The organism is Vibrio sp. Vb1755 (genome assembly GCF_033338635.1).
Taxonomy (GTDB): domain Bacteria; phylum Pseudomonadota; class Gammaproteobacteria; order Enterobacterales; family Vibrionaceae; genus Vibrio; species Vibrio alginolyticus.
In genome coordinates, this window is record NZ_JAWOTA010000013.1 from 60,731 (window position 1) to 78,741 (window position 18,011).

Here is an 18,011-nt window from a genome sequence, read left to right on the forward strand (position 1 = left end):
GTTCAGATCCTTTTGTTCACGTAACCGATCGGGGTATAATCTTATTATTGGTTTAACTTTCTTATTTGTCTTATGCCAACTGCTTTGCTGACATTCCTGCTGACAAATATGGAATCAGTAAATCGACGACAGATTTCACATCGACTTCCTTTTCAAACTTACTTTCTGCCAGCTCCGAAAGAGCTTGGCTTGAAGCCATCGTAAATACACAGGTTCCTAACGTGAAGTGCAGTCGCCAAAACAACTGTTCTTCACATAGTTCCGGGTTCGCCTTCATTATCGAGAAAGTGAAAAGGTTCAGTACCTCTTCGTATCTGGTGGTAATGAACCAGCGTAGATGACCTTGAACGTCTGTATAACCGCGGCCAATTAACAACATAAATAGCGCAGTACCATTTGGGCGTACATCATTTAATGTACGTAAAGGTAATCGCAATGACTCAAAGACATCGTCCATGTTGTAGCTATCGCGCGTGTTTAGCTCAATTAATGAAGTCTTAATGCTCGGCATTAGTGCTTCTAAATACCTATCTAAAACCGCTCTAACCAGCGTTTTTTTATCGCCAAAGTGATAGTTTACCGATGCTAAGTTAACGTTAGCTTTACCTGTTATCGTTCTTAGCGAAGTATCATTAAAGCCATGTTCAGCAAAGAGTCCTTCTGCGACATCGAGTATTTTTTCTTTTGTTGATGTTCTCGGGGCCATTTTAATCACTCGTATTAAACAACTGTTTGAAAATATACTCCCGAAACTTAAGATTAACAAATGATTAACATCACACTTTAACCAATTGGTCTGACCAGACAGTAAAAGGTGTGATCTAATCTTTTGAAATTCAATCGAATACTCCAGTGAAGCTTGTCAGAAGAAAACGATCAAGTTTCTCAGACCAGCGCAATTGAAACGCTAACAATAGCGTTGGCGGCTCGGAGTGAGCGAAGAGAGTATGAAATACATCTTCGGTTCTAGGGGAGATAAAATGAAAAACACAGAAGTTAGTAACTTCGCCAAGTTGGTAATCCATCTCGATTTTTCTATTACTTTCGGATGTGTAAGAAGCTAGAAAGCATTAAGTAGAAATTTTTTGAAAAAAAATGGAACTGTTTGGAAAAGGCTCGGTCTGAATATACGTAACAGTTAGGGCATTTGAAGTTTCACTGGCCGTCAAACTTGTTTCCATCTAATTGTTACGTTGCTGCTTTTTTCTTATTAACTCCTATGTTTGTATCCGCCCAGTCAAATTTTCGGCTGGGCTTTTTTTCGCCTATAGATTTACCAAGCGCCTCTTTCGATGATTTGCCCCAACTCCATAAGCTAGACCTTAGTTGGTCACAAAAGTAACCACCCTGAAGTGGTTGATGTGCCGATCTGCAGACATAAAAAAGCCTCCCGAATGGGAGGCTTTACTAAACAGTGTGTATCTTACGCTTGCGCTTTCTTAGGCAAAGAAAAGTGCAGTAACGCGTAGCCAAGTAACGCGGCTGTCGTCGAGCCCATTAAGATGCCTAGTCGAGCATAGGTATCAAACTCAGGGCTTACATTTCCAAACGCTAAAGAGGAAATGAATATAGACATTGTAAAACCGATACCACACAACACAGAGACCGCAAAGATATGCTTGAAGTTAATGCCTTCCGGTAACTTAGCTACACCCATTTTCACAGCTGCCCAACTAAAGGTGAAGATACCTAGAGGCTTACCAACCAGTAGCCCCAAAGCAATACCTAATGGCAGCATTGAAGTTAGGCCTGACATCGATACGCCTTCTAGCGAAATCCCCGCATTTGCAAATGCGAATAGAGGTAAGATACCAAATGCCACGTATGGATGAAGTGCGTGCTCCATGTGCTTAAGTGGGGAATGTTCGCCCTGTTTACCCTTAAGAGGAATAGCAAAGCCGATCACTACGCCTGCAAGTGTTGCGTGAACGCCAGATTTAAGTACCGCAAACCATAAGATCGCGCCGACTATCATGTATGGCGTCAGTTTCGTTACTTCCTTCGCATTCAACATGAACAGGACACCAGTCATGATGAAGCCAACAAGCAGCGCCATGCTAGAAAGATCACCTGTGTAAAACAGTGCAATAATAACAACCACGCCTAAATCGTCGATGATAGCGAGAGCTAACAAAAACACTTTAAGGCTTACTGGTACGCGCTTACCTAGTAGCGCCATGATACCTAGAGCAAATGCAATATCCGTCGCAGCTGGAATGGCCCAGCCAGAAACCGCCTCTGGGTCGTTAGCATTAAACGCAACGTAAATAAGAGCAGGGGCTAACATACCACCAACCGCTGCAATCGCAGGGAAAATTGCGGTTTCTTTTGATTTTAGCGCTCCTTCAAGTAGCTCTCGCTTCACTTCAAGGCCAATAAGTAAGAAGAAAACAGCCATTAGGCCGTCATTAATCCAGTGAGAAACTGACATACCGAATACATAAGTATGCAGTACAGATTGATAAGTTTCGCCCAGCGGTGAGTTAGCAATGGTCATCGCAATTGCCGCTGCAATTACGAGAAGAATACCACCTGCTGATTCCATTTTGAAAAAGTCACGAATGACATCGTTCATGGTTTCGTCCTTATATTTATTATCTTAATAAACGATTAACAAAGAGTGATAAGAGTGTATAGCTGTCGAAAACTTTAGAATAATCGCTTCTTCAGAGTATAAACTTCGGTTTTTTCGATGTTAAGTTTACTATACATCGTATTTTCCAACATGACACTCAATTTTGATCGGAGATCGTATTTGTTTTTGTCGCACCAAATATTTATCAAGATGATGAGAAAATCAGCATAACACGGCTTGTACCATCATGATAACCCCGTACTTTTGAGAAAAAGCTAGGAAGCTTCGCGCACTAAAAAACCACCCGTAGGGGGTGGTTTTCTTCACAACTCAATAGCCTGTCAGCTGCATAAAGCCCCAAGCCTCATTGGAGCCGGAGGCTAAAGTAGGCCCTTCCCAGTAAGGTATTACAAAGGGTAGCCACATATCTGACTTGATAATGCGGGTAGTCAAATTAATTTGATGCTTCGGAATATTGATAATCCACTGCAAAGGTAACCTTCTTCCATTGGATAAACTGGTCACTTGCATTGGTTTAATACTGATATCATCGTCTGAGAGGTTGATGACTTTACCTGAGCGTGTCGACAACGTGCCAAACACGTGCGGTGTTTGCCCATGGTGACGATAACGGCTAACAGTTAATGCTCGACCATCATCTAAATTGAAAACAAACCAATCCCAGCCTTGTTGCCCCTCACCAATTAAGCCGCTGCCCCACTCTTTTTGCGCCCAAGCAGAACCCGTCACTGAGAATCGCTTACCATTTAAGCTTAAGCTGCCTTTTACTTTTAAAAATGGAGCACTGAAGCTGAAAGAAGCAACAGATTGCAACGCATGTTTAACTTGGAAGCCTTTGTCTCCATTCACCACAAAGGGGCCGTTTGTCATGGTATTGAGCTCAAGTCCAAACGTATCAGTATTCACATTCAAGTTGCCCGGGAAAGGCGTCGCACCGAGTGATCGCCAAGTCCAATTATCAATCCATAACCTGAAAGGACGATTGATCATACCAGCTTGGCCTATCCCACCTCTAGCTACCCGTTGCTCTTTCCATACATGCGAGCCATGACTGACGACAACATGTGAAATGTACAATTGAGGGTTCTGCCAACCGCTGGTTTCTCGCTCGTCCGTCGCAACCCTGAAATAGCTCCATTGAACATTGTAGATCTTGCCTTGCTCATCTTTTAGTTTCGCAAAGTAGTGCCACCATTCATGCTGATACTCGGGATGAAAGCGAAAGTCTGAGGGTAAAGAGACATGCTCATTAGGTAGTACAGGCTCGAAAATCGTTTGATTTTCACGCGTTAAGATAGAATCAAGTTCGCTTTCTCGTGTTGTTGTCGCCTCTAACCAAAAAGTTGAGTAAAAAGCAGCCCCAGTCAGAAAAGCGAACGTAACAACAATGAGCGTTGAAACCAACAAGCGTTTTTTAGAGCCCATTTTTTTCATTACAACGCGTCCCTTAATGACTTCATCGGTGTACTTTTGATCATTCTAATAACTGGCAATGCGCCAGCAACCATGATGGCAAGCATCGCCCAAGCAATGGTTTGAACATACTCCCATGGAATCGTTTGAAGCTCTAGAGACCAGCCAAATGATTGCTTAATGATAATATCAACGATCAAATGTGCGAGCGCCAAGCCGAGCGGCACTGCAATAATCGCAGAAATGGCTCCGAAGACGAATAGCTGCAAACCACCTAATACGACAAGTTCTTTTCCGGACACACCCATGCACCTTAATAAGGAAAAATGCCGCTGCCGTGAAAGTTCTCCTGCCAACGTCGCAAAGAATAAACCAAACACGGCAATAATCAGCGTGATATTGCCCAAGGTTCCTGCTATCGCAAAGGTATGATCAAACACTCTCATTGCTTGGCTATAAATATTACCGTTATCAAACACACGATCTTGCGGGAGACGGAATACATTCTCTAAGCGATTTTTCAGCCCTTCTCCATTGACGTTATCTTTTAATACTACGCCAAGACCAACATTACCCGTACCTGCAAATGCATACAGCCAATTCCGGTGCGACATCATCACCTGGTTATATGGGTTTCCATAATCGTAGTAAACGCCTACGACTTGCCAATCACCACCAAGCGGTTCTTGCAAGTTAATGAAATCGCCAGGGCGGATATCCAGCTTCAAGGCCATCGACTCACTGACCATTAAGCTCTTGGTAGCGTGCAGTTGATACCAGTAATTTGGGACACCTAACTTGACGGTAAGTGAGTCTAACTCACCTTCAGAAGAGCCCGTACTTACAACTTGTAGAGCACCGTGCTCGGTCGGCATATCTTTTTCCCAGCGCCACCAAACCGAGTTCACCTCTGGCTGATTCTGGAGCCATGCGCTCATCCTAGCGGCTGAATTGTTGGTCGGATAGATGTACACATCAGCCGCTAATCGCTGATTTAGCCACTTATCGGTTGTATCTCGAAAGCTTCCGACCATTGTTTCTACACCAATGTTTGCCGCCAGCGCTAACATAAACGCCATCGTAGCCACACCGCGATAGCTCATGCTGGCTGCTGCATCAGCAAAAAACCAACGGACACGAACCCATCGCATGGTATAAGAAAAACTTTGGAACATATGCCACATAATAAATGGCATAAACAACGCCACACTAACCAACATCAGCGCAATAATTGCAAAGCCGGTTTCTTGTGTTTTCGGCGCCTGATATACCGCTATTGCAGCGACACAAAACGCACATGCCGCAAGCGCCTGCCAAGAGAACTCTCTTCCAGCAAATCGCATTAGCGACAGTCGAGAAGAAAGGCGGATTGGTTGTGACTTCAGCAAACGGATTAATGGCCACAGACACGATATCAACGCACCCATCGCTGCCATGATTAGGCTATATAAGCTAGATTGCCATGACCATCCTATGGTTAAACCTACGTTGGCATCATACAAATCACTCAGGCTCGAAGACACTGCTGGGATAAGTTCATTCGCTAAGATCAAGCCAAAAAAGTTACCACACGCCCACGCAATAAAGACGAGCAAAGACAACTCTAGCAATAAGGCTTGCGCTAACTGTGTTCCGTTAACACCAGTCTGTCTCAAAATACCTACCAAACGTTGTCGCTGGATGAAAGACAGAGACATCGCTTGATAAAAAATAAACAACCCGACCAAAAACGACAGCATTCCCATCGCGGTGAGATTCATATGGAATGCGTTAGTTAGCGACTCAAGCTCAGTACGCGTATTCCTAACGAGCGTCATTCCGTTTGGCAACATGTTTTTCAGTGCTATCAGCTTTTCCTCTGGCATTTCGCCACAAGAAATCGCAGACAAACCTGAGCTCCGCTTGAGCATACGCAACAACGATATATCAGTAACCAGCCGAGTACCCGAAAGCATCTTGTCCTTATCTACTTGAATAGGCCCAAGACGGCTTCCGTCATTCATCTCAATGAAGTCCCCATCCTGCCAACTCATGTAAGCGGCCAAATCTTGACTAACGAGAATAGGATAAGGAGGCTTCATTAGTGATAAAACAGGCATCTCACCTAGCGATTTTCCTTGTTGTAGTGGGATCATCGCGACAGGATCTATCCCCACCAACATCAGGCTCATATCGGTCTTGGCATCTAGATGCAGCACGTCAAACGGTGCACATTGGTTGAACCCAGCTCGACGTAACTGAATATAGAAACCTTGAGGAATTTTATTGGCAGAGTGCTTCGTTCGGATTCGGTATGGCAAAGGATTGGAGAAAAGCTTTTCCCCAGTAGCATAACTTTGTTTTGCATGCTGGTTGATAGAAGTAACACCAACAAGGAGGGACACGCCTAAAGTTAATCCCAGCCAGACAAGAATAATTTGTAGAGGGTAACGACGGTAATGACCGAGTAGTGCCTTAACTACGGGCCATAACATGTAGCTGCCCTCCTTGAAGTCGAATCTTTCCTTCCATATGGGCGGCCACTTTTTCACTGTGCGTCACTAACAGCAAAGTACACTCCAGTTGGCGAGCGAGACTCGTTAATAAGCGCATTACTGCTTCTGCGTTTCGCTCATCTAGACTTCCAGTTGGCTCATCAGCAAGCAGGATTTTGGGTTCCATATAGAGTGCACGAGCAATCGCCGCACGTTGTTGCTGACCACCAGACGCCTCTTCCGGATAACGTCCTAGCAATGGCATTAAGTCCAAAGCAGAAAGAATTTGACGCCACAACTCTTTATCTTCCGGCAGACCTTTTAACTGACGACAAAAACGAATATTGTCGGCAATATTAAGTGTAGGAAGCAGGTTGAATTGTTGGAAGATATTCCCAATATTGTTACGGCGATAAAGGGTTCTTAAATGCTCCGGTGCTTCATGCATAGCAAAATTTGGAAACTGCACTTCACCAGAGTCGGCAGTATCTAATCCGGCGATTAAATTCAGCAGAGTACTTTTACCCGAACCACTTTCTCCCATCAGAGCAACTTGGTCGCCTTGCTGCAATGTTAATTCTGCCCCTTGTAATACAGGGTGAAACTCTCCCCCGTCTACATAGCCTTTACATAGGTCTGACAGTTTTAACATTGATTATGCCGCTCGGATGGTGTTTAAAAATTGGGATCAGAATCTACACTAAAATCCTGTTAGTAGAAAGTATTTTGAATGCTTGATCACACTATGGAAGTACAAATGCAACTCGATTCACTTTCTGTTGCTAATTTTGTTGACGTTTTGAGCAGATTTTTGCAGCCAAAATAAACTCTGTTCCTCCTTACTGGCCAATCAGGTTTTTCATCCATTTTCGGCTAACCATTCTTGGCAAGCAAATCACCCACTTCACAACTTCTTCTGTCAAAAAGAGTAAGTAAACCCATTGTGGGTCCCAATTGAGATAAATCGCTGCAAATGCTGCGAGTGGAATCCCGATCACCCACTGCGCCAAGATGTCTTGATACAAACAAAACTTAACATCACCGCCCGCACGTAATACACCAACAATCGCCATCATCGGCACCGAGCGTAGCACGACACCCAACGCTAGAATCACCATAAACTGTTCAGCTAGCTCGCGAGTGTCCGTTGTCAGTGCACTAAACGCATTAAGGATCCATTGATTTGACACTATCAACAAGACGGCGACCACAAATGCGATAAGCACATTCAAAATGACCGTAGCCCATGCTTGATAATAAACGGGTTCAAAATTACGAGCGCCGAGCTGGTTCCCGACTAGAACTGCAGCCGCATTCGATAAACCAATCATCATCGCCAATGCGATCGACTCAACAGGTGTCATTACGGAAAGTGCCGCCAAACCTTGTACACCTGCTTGCCCCATGATGGCGTGATAAGCAAACAGCCCACCAGCCCACGCCAAGAAGTTAAATGTGGTGGGCAAAGAGAGGCTCAAGAAACGCGTAATTTTATCTAAGACCAATCCTGCGCGTATATCATCCCAACCAAATGCGATTATGTGCTTTTTCAACCATAGATAACCAAACAGGCAACCTACTTCGATCGCGCCACTGATTACCGTTGCGATCGCTGCTCCCGTAATACCCAGAGCAGGAAAGCCTAATTGACCAAAAATTAAAACCCAGTTAAGAAACACATTAGATAAAATGCCTATACCACTAAAAAAAGTGCTTAGGCCTGGTTGGTGCATCGCCCTTAGGCCCACCGACATACTGGCCACACATGCAACAGCAAACATGCTAACCGACGAAATAATGAGATAGCTGGCCCCTAGCTCAATCACTTCTTGTGAATCGGTAGTCAAACTCATGATGGGCTGTGGAAAAACAACAAACAAAGCAACAGCAATCGCAGCAAACATCATTGCGATCATCCATGTTAAAGCGGTACTGCGACGCACCCCAACTTTATCGCCAGCCCCCCAATATTGAGCGGTTAACAACGCACCGCCCGTTGTCACCCCAACTAACATGATGGTGGTGACGAAAGTCGCGCGTGCAGCAACTCCAACAGCGGCAATTTCAGCTTCACCAAGTTGACCAAGCATAAGAACATCGACGAGGCTTCGGCTTGAAAACATCATGCTTTGCAGTGTAATTGGTAACGCGATTGCAAATAAACGACGTAAGAATGCTTTATCTGCGTGTATTGAGAGTTGAGAAAGAAAAGTCACAAGCGCTCCAACGACAACTTATTGATAGAATGGGGAAAGTGTCTCATGATTATACTCTGTGGTGTTTATTCCACCAACGATAAAAGGACAGATAATGAAAAAGGTGTTGGTGCTAGGCGCCTCGGGTTACATTGGCTCTCAACTTCTTCCGTTACTTTTAGATAAAGGTTACGCCGTCACAGCAGCGGCGCGACATATTGATTATTTAGAGTCAAGAACTCAGCCTCACCCTAATTTAACGTTAAGGTATCTCGACTTGGCTGACGCAGAGACCACGAAGGCTGTAGTGAACGATTTTGATTTAGTATTTTTTCTCGTGCACGGGATGGCTCAAGGTGATGACTTTGTTGAGTACGAACTAAACCTTGCTTTGAACTTCAAATTTGCGTTGGAACAAAGCTCCGTCGAGCATGTTATCTATTTGAGCGCCATTCAACCTCAAACCGGAAACTCTCGCCATTTAGCCGCTCGTAAAGCCACGGGAAAAATAATTCGACAGTCTGGTGTTCCAGTAACTGAATTGCGTGCTGGCGTTATCATCGGCCCCGGCTCTGCCGCTTTCGAAATCATGCGTGACTTTGTCTACAACTTACCTATTTTGATCGCGCCTAAATGGGTCGACTCAAAAGCGAACCCTATTGCCTTGCCCAATCTCAACCACTATTTATTGAAGTTAGCAGAAGCCCCCTCTCCAGAAGAAAGTCACATTTATGAAGTTGGTGGGCCAGATACACTTAGCTACCGCGAACAGTTCAAAGTCATTTGCCGAATCACGAACAAGCCGTATCGGCTGTGGTCGACCCCGCTACTTACTCCGAAAATGGCATCGTACTGGCTAGGTTTAGTTACCTCAGTGCCAACTAGTATCGGTAAAGCATTACTTGCGGGCTTAGAGCACGACTACATTGCAAACTCCAAAGCGATTGAAGAACGATTTCCTCAAACGCTGATCAGCTACGAGCAAGCGGTAACTGATACCATTCAAGATGAAGGCACATTTGTACGCAGTAATGTCTGGGGGTTTGAACCCGCAGCGCTTCGTCGATGGCAACCAGGATATGGTTATTACCCAAAACAAGCTGGAGCGAGCATTAAAACTCATGCCTCCGCTGCGGCATTATGGAAAGTGGCGCAAAAGATCGGGAGTCGCGAAAAAGGCTATTACTTTGCCAACATCTTGTGGCGTACACGTGAATGGCTCGATATCTTTTTTGGTGGCGGAAAACCGATTCGCGTTTCTCCTCCTGGACCAGAGCTTAAAGTCGGTGATTTTATTGACTCTTGGAAAGTGATTCGCTGCGATAATAATCAGTTTCTTTCACTGTTTTTTGGTATGAAAGGCCCAGGCCTTGGGCGTTTAGAAATTACCATCAAAGATCTCGGTGACGAACGAGAGCTGGATATTACCGCCTGGTGGCACCCGCAAGGGTTTCTTGGGCTGCTTTATTGGTTTGCAATGATGCCAGCCCATCTCTTCATATTTAAAGGCATGGTCAAAGCCATCGCGAAAGAAGCAAACCGTTTAGAAAACAAAAAGCCCCAATAACAGGGGCTTCTAAACACTCAAAATGTCACTTTAGTCAGCTTTGAACGAGAGTGGAATTTCGGCTAACTGGTTGCCTTCGTTTGCTGGAAAAATAAGGTACTCGCCATGGTATTTCACCATCGATTTGTAGTCTGTTACCTTATGAACCATAAAGCCCGCTTGCGCTGCTTTCTCAACAAACTCAGCATGATTGCCACGCACAAACCAACTCATTGGCTTTACGAGCAACTCGCCATCAAAACAGCTTTCGCATTGGTCTGCACATAACGCTAAAGAGTTTTGACCTTCAGTGAAGATTTGTACTTTGCCGCACCCAATCAGTTGCTCAGATGTTGAGACTTCCCAGCCTGCTTGCTCCATCAAATCAAGAAAAGACTCAATATCTGAATCTTTGAACACTTTGGAGTCTTCACCTTCAGGGAAGAATTGCGCATAAAAAGAAGAAATACGTTTAAAGATAAACAACAAACCAGCATCGTTCCCCTTTGAGCGACCTGCTTTTTGCCAACGCGTTAAGTCATCGCCTACCGTACGTCCGAAACGTTGTGATTTTAGCGCCTTTGTTACCCAACGCACTAAATAATGGTTATTCGCAACAGGGGCATTGGCTAACTTACCTGAGCGATGCTCTTGATCTAACTCTTCAAGTGCTGAGTTAACCAAGTTTTGAATTTCTTTGGTGTAATTCGACATTACGCCTTTCTTCCTAAAGTCCAATAAAACAGTGCTGAAAGCACAGAACAAGCAAACATTACGATGATCATCGGCCATGCAACATTCCCGGGCAGTGATGCCACCAGCGCACCAACCAATGAACCGATACCGAATCTTAATGTCCCCGCTAGAGACGACGCCGTACCCGCCATTGATGGGTAACCACTTAAAAGCAGCGCCATCGCGTTACTACCTATCGTCGACAATGTACCGATAAACAGCACAACAAAAGGTACAATGCCCCATAATCCGAAGTCCATTAACCAACTTACGAATAAACCAATCCCCGCCAAAAGTTGCACGAATAACCCAAAACGAAGCATGGCATGGGAACCAACTTTCTTCACCAAGCGACCATTAATACTGGTCATGATGATCATCGCCACAATGTTCAAACCAAATAGGTAACCAAAGTGGTCTGGTCGAACACCATATAAATCAATATAAACAAAAGAACCCGCCGTCAAAAATGCAAACATTCCGGAAAATGAAAACGCACCTGAGAGCATCAAACCGATCGCTTCAGGATTGGAGCATAATCTGGCGTAGTTTCTCAGCGTCGTGCGGAAACGAAGAGGCTGACGATTTTCAGGCTGTAACGTTTCAGGGATTTTCCAAAGTACGAGAAAAATCACAACTACAGCGAAAATAGCTAGTACCCAAAAAATGGAACGCCAACCAAACCAAATCGCGAGATGGCCACCGATCATCGGTGCCACCAACGGCGCAATAGTAATGACCAGAGTAACGAAGGACATTGCGCGTGCAAAGTCTTCACGGTCAAACATGTCACGCACGACGGCTTGGATAATGACCGCCGCTGCCGCGCCAGCAAAACCTTGTGCCGTACGTACATAGGTCAGCGCATCAATGCCATTTGTTGTCGCACTCACAACAGCAGCCAAGCCGAAGAAAAGTACGCCTAAAATCAACACAGGTCTGCGACCAAAGCTATCGGCAAGCGGCCCGTGAATTAACTGGCCGATCGCAAAACCCGCGGTATAAGCCGTCAACGTAATCTGAACCGCGCCAGGCGCGACCCCCAAATCTTTCGCTATTGTCGGCATCGCAGGCAAATACATATCGATCGCCAAAGGCGTCAAAGCACCAATCGCTCCTAGTACCAGAAACAATAGAAAACTGATTTGGGATTGCGGAGCACTTTGAGCTTTTTCTGTCATTCTTTTACCTCTTGTTGGAGCCCTACCGTCAATACTTGCAGAACAAAGTGAAAATAACGGACAGTTCTCATATCGCTGAATGTAGAAGCCAAAAACCTGTTCTATCCAACGTTCGAGAATCATAAGGACAAATATGTACCAAGGTGTGACCTTGACGAACTCGACATAGAAAAGCATGTGAAAGCGAAATGTGTTTATGGGAAACAAACACAATGCAGTAAAAATGATGGCGTTGACACCATCATTCCATTCACCGTAGCCGAAGGCTTTGCAATAAGAGTATGCATGCATCAGCTAAATGCAAAGGCATATCACTGAGATGAGTAAGCACACCGGAATTGTCTAGGCACTAATTTTGGTAGGAAAATTTATTTTGAGCCAATTTCTACCAAAAGACTAGTTCCTATTAGGAACTAAAGAATTTCCCATGCCGACAATTAATTCCAAATAGAATCAATTTCTTCTTGCGTGAGGTAGCGATAATCACCTGGTTCTAGTGCCTCATCAAGTTCGATAGAACCAATACGCTCACGATGTAAGTACTCAACTTTATTTCCTAACGCCGCGAACATACGTTTCACTTGGTGATACTTACCTTCCACGATAGTTAACAATACTTCATTCTCGGCCTCGTTCACGATTTCCAAACGAGCAGGCAATGTTGCTTCTGATTCATTGCGCAAAATGATGCCTTGTTCGAGCTTTTCCGCATAATCAGGCTGAATAGCATCGACGAGCCAAACACGGTACGTTTTCTCACACTTATGCTTAGGTGAGGTAATACGGTGAGACCACTTACCATCATCCGTAATCAACACTAAACCAGTTGTGTCGACATCTAATCGGCCCGCAAAGTGAAGGTTTTCAATTTTAGGCTCATCAAGCAATGCGAATGCAGTTTGGTTGTAGCCATCTTCATGTGAACAAACAAAGTCAGCAGGCTTATACAACATAACGTAACGAGGACCAGGAGCACCAATAACACGGTCTTCCCACATCACTTCCGCACCTTCAGGTACTTTAAGTGCACCACTTTTTTGAACCTCACCGTCTACGGTGATGTCTCCACTTTTGATGATCTTTGTTGCCTGTTTGCGTGTTGCACCCAGAGCGTCACACAAATATTTATCTAAACGCATGAATACCTCATTGAATTATACCCAAGTGATCTCTAAATCTTGGTTTAAAGGTCACTTGGGTATAAAAGTCAGGTATTATAGCGTTCCTCGTTCGAATAGTTGAGCAATTTCACATATTTTCATGTACACACTTCGTCCTTATCAAGCCGACTCGGTTAAAGCCGTTATTCATTACTTTCGTAAACACTCGACACCAGCAGTGATCGTGCTGCCAACCGGTGCCGGGAAAAGCTTGGTGATCGCAGAACTTGCTCGCCTTGCGAAAGGACGAGTGTTAGTCCTCGCCCACGTAAAAGAACTGGTCGAGCAAAACCACGCAAAGTATGAAGGTTATGGTTTAAAAGGTTCCATCTTCTCAGCAGGATTGGGACGAAAAGAAACTGACCAGCAAGTCGTGTTTGCTTCGGTTCAATCGGTCGTACGTAACTTAGATTCGTTCAAAAACCAGTTTTCTCTGCTCGTTATTGATGAGTGCCATCGTGTGCCAGATGACAAAAACAGCAGCTACCAAAAAGTTATTACTCACTTACGAGAACTGAACCCTGGCATTAAGGTGCTGGGACTAACTGCAACGCCCTATCGTTTAGGAATGGGCTGGATTTATCAGTATCACACCCGAGGTCAAGTGCGAACCGAAGAGCCTCGATTCTTCCGCGATTGTATTTTCGAACTGCCGATCCGTTACTTGCTCGACGAAAACTTCCTCACTCCAGCCCGCATGATGGATGCGCCCGTTTTGTCTTACGACTTCTCTCAGCTGAAGCCCGCTAACACCGGACGCTACAAAGAAGCAGAAATGGACATGGTGATCGATAAAGCCAAACGTGCGACTCCACAAATTGTTGAGCAAATCATGCAATATGCGAAAGAGCGTCAAGGTGTCATGATCTTCGCTGCAACTGTTCGACACGCACAGGAGATACACAGTTTATTGCCAGAAGGCGAAACTGAAATCGTCATTGGTGATACACCTACGCCGGAGCGCGATGCGATCATCCAAGCGTTCAAGAATCGTCAAATAAAATACTTAGTCAATGTTTCGGTACTGACAACCGGGTTTGATGCGCCGCATGTCGATTTAATCGCGATTTTGCGACCAACAGAGTCAGTCAGTCTGTACCAACAGATAGTAGGACGAGGATTACGCTTATCAGACGGAAAATCAGAATGTTTAGTGCTTGATTACGCAGGCAACAGCTACGATTTATACCAACCTGAAGTCGGTGATCCCAAACCAGACTCTGACAGTGAAATTATCACAATTCCTTGCCCGGCTTGCGGATTCAATAACAACTTCTGGGGTAAGTTGGATAGTAACGGTTTCTTGGTTGAACATTTTGGCAGACGTTGCCAAGGTTACTTTGAAGATGAAGACACAGGCGAACGTGAACACTGTGGCTACCGTTTTCGTGCCAAATACTGCGGTGAATGTGGTGCGGACAACGATATCGCTGCACGAATTTGTCATGAGTGTGATGCGACGCTCGTAGACCCAGATAAAAAGCTAAAAGAAGCCCTTAATCTCAAAGATGCATTAATCTTTGAATGCACAGAAATGGACCTATCTGTATTTAAGTCCAGTGATGGTAAATCTCAGCTAAAGGTGACGTATTCTGGTGAACCATACCAAGGCGAAGGCAATGCGTTAGTTCATGAGTTTTGGACATTGAGTACCAAAAAACAAAAACAAACGTTTAAAGATCAGTTCGTACGCCCCCACTTAGCAGACAAGCATCGCCCTTTTGAAGAGGCTTCACCGACACGCGTTGTCGCTAATCAACATCGTTTCCGTTTGCCTCAGTTTGTTATTGCTAGAAAATCTGGTCGCTTTTGGAAGCTGCGAGATAAAATTTTTGAAGATGAGTTGAAATAACATCGACAACACATGGCAAAACTTAATTAGCTGATTCACTCTCTGTTCATCTATCTCCGATATACTGCGGCTAACGCTCCAGAAAAGGTTTGACTATGTATAAAGCAACGACTTCTCTACATTCTGCGTTACTTTTCGGCCTTATCACGACATTCATGTGTGCACCAAGTTTTGCCAAGCATGGCAACGAGTACACATCACAAAATGGCCACGCCATCGTGCAAGATGTCGAAAAGCCAGGAACACGTATCGAATTCGATGAAGATCAAGATGAGGTCTATCGCGCGGTTCAACAAGGATATATACGACCATTTTCGGAACTTTACGCCGCAGTAGAAAACGACCTATACGGCCGCATCATCAAGGTCGAGCTTGAAGAAGATGATGATGCTTGGGTGTATGAATTGAAAATTCTGTACAACAATAGCGTCCTAAAAGTTGAGTACGACGCCGCCACGCTGGAAATGCTTGAGATCAAAGGTCGCAGCTTTAACAAAGCGTTAAAGCCGCAAAACAACTAAACTTGTCTAATACGTAATCCAGACGCGATGCGAAGCTTACTTCGATAAAAATCCAAACATAATAAGAATCATCAATATGAAAATACTTGTTGTTGAAGATGATCCTCGTTTAGGCGAGCAAATCATCGAAACATTAGAAAGTACCGGCTGGGTACCAGAACTGTCCCAAGATGGCATAGACGCTCTGTATCGCGCGACTTCGGAAGAATGGGACGCCATTGTTCTTGACCTCGGCTTGCCAAAACTGGATGGTCTTACCGTCCTAAAAGGCATCCGAGATGAAAACATTAATACTCCTGTCGTGATTCTAAGCGCTCGCGACACCCTAACGCAGCGAGTTGAAGGCTTAAACGCAGGTGCAGACGATTACCTAACTAAACCATTTGAAATGGTTGAGCTTATCGCTCGTATTCGTGCACAGCTGCGAAGAGCCTCTGGTAATGCCTCTCCTGTAATGCAAATTGGCGACTTGAGCTTGGATACACGCACTTCTAAAGTCATGTGGCAAGGGCAAGCGGTAAGCTTGACTGCGCTAGAGTATAAAGTGGTCGCTTACTTTATGCATAACCCGGAAAAAGTGATTTCTCGAACCGAACTCGTCGAGCACATTTACAAACAAGACTTTGATCGTGACTCCAACACAATCGAAGTTTTTATCGGCCGAATTCGCAAAAAAATCGCACCAAAGATCATCAAAACTGTCCGAGGGTTGGGATACCAATTAAATGCCGAATAGAAACAGGCTACCGTTGAACGCAATAAAACGACTGAGTATCAAAAGTCGCCTCGTTTTAGCGGCGATCGTTTGGTTAACGGCAATGATCCTCGCCGCTGGTGTGACGATACCGACGCAGGTCTACAACTATATGGTTGATGACACTCGCTCACAGCTCAGCATTTTTATGGATGAAGTCGCAGCACAGTTAGAAGTCGATAACACCGGGCATCTTTCACTCGCAGCTCAGCTATCAGACCCTCGATTTAACCGACCTTACAGTGGTTTGTATTGGAGTGCCTCTACAGAGGCAAGCCTCGAACGTTCTCGTTCGTTGTGGGACAAAAAAATCGAATACAAAGGTTTGGATAAAGATGCGTATGGAGCAAGAGGCGAAAAACTAATTACGCTAGAAAAAGCACTGTATCTTCCTGATTACGATGGTCCTATTCACATTATTATTGGTATTGACGAAGAGCCCATTAAAAATACCCTTCAAACGTTAATCGGCCAACTTTGGCTTATTTTGGGTTTATTATTCGCGGGCGTACTTACCGTCATTTTACTGCAAATTGCTTGGTCATTGAGTCCGCTTACAAAGCTACAAAAAGAATTAGCCGAGCTGAAGTCTGGTAATAAAAAGAGTCTAGAAGAAACCTACCCAAAAGAGATTTCTCCTCTAATCTTCGACCTCAACGCTCTGCTGTTCCATTACCAAGAATTACTAGAGAGAGCTCGCAATCATGCAGGTAACCTATCTCATGCACTTAAAACGCCACTTTCTGTTCTAAAAAATGAAGTTCAGACGTTAGAACCTGAGGCACAATCCCGTCTCCGAGCTCCAATCAATCAAATACAAGACCATATCGATTACCATTTGGGTCGTGCCCGTATGGCCGGATCGATGAACATATTATCAGTGAAGTCGAACCCAGCAGATCGTGTGGATGCTATCTCAATGGCGTTTGATAAAGTGTATGCGAGCCGAAGCATTACCTTAATTAATGAACTTGATTCAGAGCTGAATGTAGCAGTAGAGCAGACCGATCTCGATGAAATGCTAGGTAACTTGCTAGAAAATGGCTATAAGTGGGCCAACAGCATGATTCGTGTGCACTCCTCTCAGGATAAGGAAAATATACACATCATTATTGAAGATGATGGGCCAGGCATCCCTAAAGAGAAACTGAGTCAAGTAATCAAGAGAGGAGTTAGATTGGATGAAACAACCCCTGGCTCAGGTCTTGGTCTAAACATAGTCAGTGAAATGGCACACAGTTACCGAGGTCAATTAACATTGGATACAAGCGCTTTAGGTGGATTAAAAGCATCTTTAGTCTTACATCTCAGCCGAACATAAAGCATATAACACATAAACTTTGTTTTTCGGACCATGATCAGTAAACCGATGAAAATGAAGTCGATGTGAACAAAATCCAAGCAAAGCGTTAAAAGGGATAGCCTTCCACCCCGCTAAATCATACCTTTTTGTTGATTTGGATACGATTTGGGTTGCCCATTTATAAGTGGAATGATAGTATCCGCGCTCGCTTGAACAGTTCCTGTTTCAAGCTTTACCACGAACAACAAGGTCGCATTGTTGATTGTGAACATTTGATTTTT

Annotated in this window: 14 protein-coding genes; 5 read left to right on the forward strand and 9 right to left on the reverse strand. The window is 44.5% G+C overall.

All coding sequences use genetic code 11. The features are described from left to right. Positions 1-70: 70 nt before the first annotated feature. From R7E00_RS13150 to R7E00_RS13175, 6 genes are all read right to left on the reverse strand, one after another. The gene (locus R7E00_RS13150; protein ID WP_005378033.1) at positions 71-706 is read right to left on the reverse strand and encodes a TetR/AcrR family transcriptional regulator; all 636 of its coding nucleotides are present in this window, start codon (positions 704-706) and stop codon (positions 71-73) included. 717 nt (positions 707-1,423) lie between these two features. Next, positions 1,424-2,575 carry a Na+/H+ antiporter NhaA gene (nhaA, locus tag R7E00_RS13155; protein WP_005378034.1) on the reverse strand — a complete coding sequence of 384 codons (1,152 nt, stop codon included), beginning with the start codon at positions 2,573-2,575 and terminating at the stop codon, positions 1,424-1,426. A gap of 330 nt (positions 2,576-2,905) precedes the next feature. Next, positions 2,906-4,030, reverse strand: coding sequence for a lipocalin-like domain-containing protein (locus R7E00_RS13160; RefSeq protein WP_005378036.1), 1,125 nt, complete (start codon positions 4,028-4,030; stop codon positions 2,906-2,908). Continuing rightward, positions 4,030-6,483 (reverse strand): ABC transporter permease, encoded by a 2,454-nt coding sequence (locus tag R7E00_RS13165; protein WP_033905120.1) that lies wholly within the window; start codon positions 6,481-6,483, stop codon positions 4,030-4,032. Before R7E00_RS13165 ends, R7E00_RS13160 begins: the two co-directional genes overlap by 1 nt. Further along, complete coding sequence (locus tag R7E00_RS13170) at positions 6,464-7,135, reverse strand: ABC transporter ATP-binding protein (protein ID WP_005378040.1); 672 nt, start codon at positions 7,133-7,135, stop codon at positions 6,464-6,466. The genes R7E00_RS13165 and R7E00_RS13170 overlap by 20 nt, the downstream gene beginning before the upstream one ends. 187 nt (positions 7,136-7,322) lie before the next feature. Beyond that, positions 7,323-8,699 (reverse strand): MATE family efflux transporter, encoded by a 1,377-nt coding sequence (locus tag R7E00_RS13175; RefSeq protein WP_225472786.1) that lies wholly within the window; start codon positions 8,697-8,699, stop codon positions 7,323-7,325. A 94-nt stretch (positions 8,700-8,793) separates the two neighbouring features. On the opposite strand from R7E00_RS13175, the gene R7E00_RS13180 reads away from it, so the two are divergent. Then, a complete protein-coding gene (locus tag R7E00_RS13180; protein WP_258482049.1) occupies positions 8,794-10,245 on the forward strand; it encodes an SDR family oxidoreductase in 1,452 nt (483 codons plus the stop codon). A 30-nt stretch (positions 10,246-10,275) separates the two neighbouring features. Here the strand turns inward: R7E00_RS13180 and R7E00_RS13185 are convergent, their stop codons facing one another. From R7E00_RS13185 to rsuA, 3 genes are all read right to left on the reverse strand, one after another. Then, a complete protein-coding gene (locus R7E00_RS13185) occupies positions 10,276-10,938 on the reverse strand; it encodes a DUF2913 family protein (RefSeq protein ID WP_017820847.1) in 663 nt (220 codons plus the stop codon). After that, positions 10,938-12,140 (reverse strand): Bcr/CflA family multidrug efflux MFS transporter, encoded by a 1,203-nt coding sequence (locus R7E00_RS13190; protein ID WP_017820848.1) that lies wholly within the window; start codon positions 12,138-12,140, stop codon positions 10,938-10,940. The genes R7E00_RS13185 and R7E00_RS13190 overlap by 1 nt, the downstream gene beginning before the upstream one ends. A gap of 437 nt (positions 12,141-12,577) precedes the next feature. After that, positions 12,578-13,279, reverse strand: coding sequence for a 16S rRNA pseudouridine(516) synthase RsuA (gene rsuA, locus R7E00_RS13195; protein WP_258482048.1), 702 nt, complete (start codon positions 13,277-13,279; stop codon positions 12,578-12,580). Positions 13,280-13,400: 121 nt separating this feature from the next. Here rsuA and R7E00_RS13200 point away from each other — a divergent pair, with 121 nt between their 5' ends. The 4 genes from R7E00_RS13200 (at position 13,401) to R7E00_RS13215 (ending at position 17,748) form a co-directional block, all read left to right on the forward strand. Continuing rightward, entirely contained in the window at positions 13,401-15,152 is a 1,752-nt protein-coding gene (locus R7E00_RS13200; protein ID WP_054729964.1) for a DEAD/DEAH box helicase, read from the forward strand. A 155-nt stretch (positions 15,153-15,307) separates the two neighbouring features. Next, the gene (locus R7E00_RS13205; RefSeq protein ID WP_372008595.1) at positions 15,308-15,673 is read left to right on the forward strand and encodes a PepSY domain-containing protein; all 366 of its coding nucleotides are present in this window, start codon (positions 15,308-15,310) and stop codon (positions 15,671-15,673) included. Between the two features lie 76 nt (positions 15,674-15,749). Next, on the forward strand, positions 15,750-16,409 hold the full coding sequence (locus R7E00_RS13210) for a response regulator transcription factor (protein WP_005378073.1): 660 nt from the start codon (positions 15,750-15,752) through the stop codon (positions 16,407-16,409). Then, positions 16,399-17,748, forward strand: coding sequence for an ATP-binding protein (locus R7E00_RS13215; protein WP_005378071.1), 1,350 nt, complete (start codon positions 16,399-16,401; stop codon positions 17,746-17,748). Before R7E00_RS13210 ends, R7E00_RS13215 begins: the two co-directional genes overlap by 11 nt. Positions 17,749-18,011 lie beyond the last annotated feature (263 nt).

Excerpts from the sequence above, each read along its gene's own strand:
- R7E00_RS13150 (WP_005378033.1), bottom strand. The coding sequence starts at position 706 with ATGGCCCCGAGAACATCAACAAAAGAAAAAATACTCGATGTCGCAGAA.
- R7E00_RS13210 (WP_005378073.1), top strand. The coding sequence starts at position 15,750 with ATGAAAATACTTGTTGTTGAAGATGATCCTCGTTTAGGCGAGCAAATC.
- rsuA (WP_258482048.1), bottom strand. The coding sequence starts at position 13,279 with ATGCGTTTAGATAAATATTTGTGTGACGCTCTGGGTGCAACACGCAAA.
- nhaA (WP_005378034.1), bottom strand. The coding sequence starts at position 2,575 with ATGAACGATGTCATTCGTGACTTTTTCAAAATGGAATCAGCAGGTGGT.
- R7E00_RS13180 (WP_258482049.1), top strand. The coding sequence starts at position 8,794 with ATGAAAAAGGTGTTGGTGCTAGGCGCCTCGGGTTACATTGGCTCTCAA.
- R7E00_RS13165 (WP_033905120.1), bottom strand. The coding sequence starts at position 6,483 with ATGTTATGGCCCGTAGTTAAGGCACTACTCGGTCATTACCGTCGTTAC.
- R7E00_RS13185 (WP_017820847.1), bottom strand. The coding sequence starts at position 10,938 with ATGTCGAATTACACCAAAGAAATTCAAAACTTGGTTAACTCAGCACTT.
- R7E00_RS13160 (WP_005378036.1), bottom strand. The coding sequence starts at position 4,030 with ATGAAAAAAATGGGCTCTAAAAAACGCTTGTTGGTTTCAACGCTCATT.
- R7E00_RS13190 (WP_017820848.1), bottom strand. The coding sequence starts at position 12,140 with ATGACAGAAAAAGCTCAAAGTGCTCCGCAATCCCAAATCAGTTTTCTA.
- R7E00_RS13205 (WP_372008595.1), top strand. The coding sequence starts at position 15,308 with ATGTGTGCACCAAGTTTTGCCAAGCATGGCAACGAGTACACATCACAA.
- R7E00_RS13170 (WP_005378040.1), bottom strand. The coding sequence starts at position 7,135 with ATGTTAAAACTGTCAGACCTATGTAAAGGCTATGTAGACGGGGGAGAG.
- R7E00_RS13200 (WP_054729964.1), top strand. The coding sequence starts at position 13,401 with ATGTACACACTTCGTCCTTATCAAGCCGACTCGGTTAAAGCCGTTATT.
- R7E00_RS13215 (WP_005378071.1), top strand. The coding sequence starts at position 16,399 with ATGCCGAATAGAAACAGGCTACCGTTGAACGCAATAAAACGACTGAGT.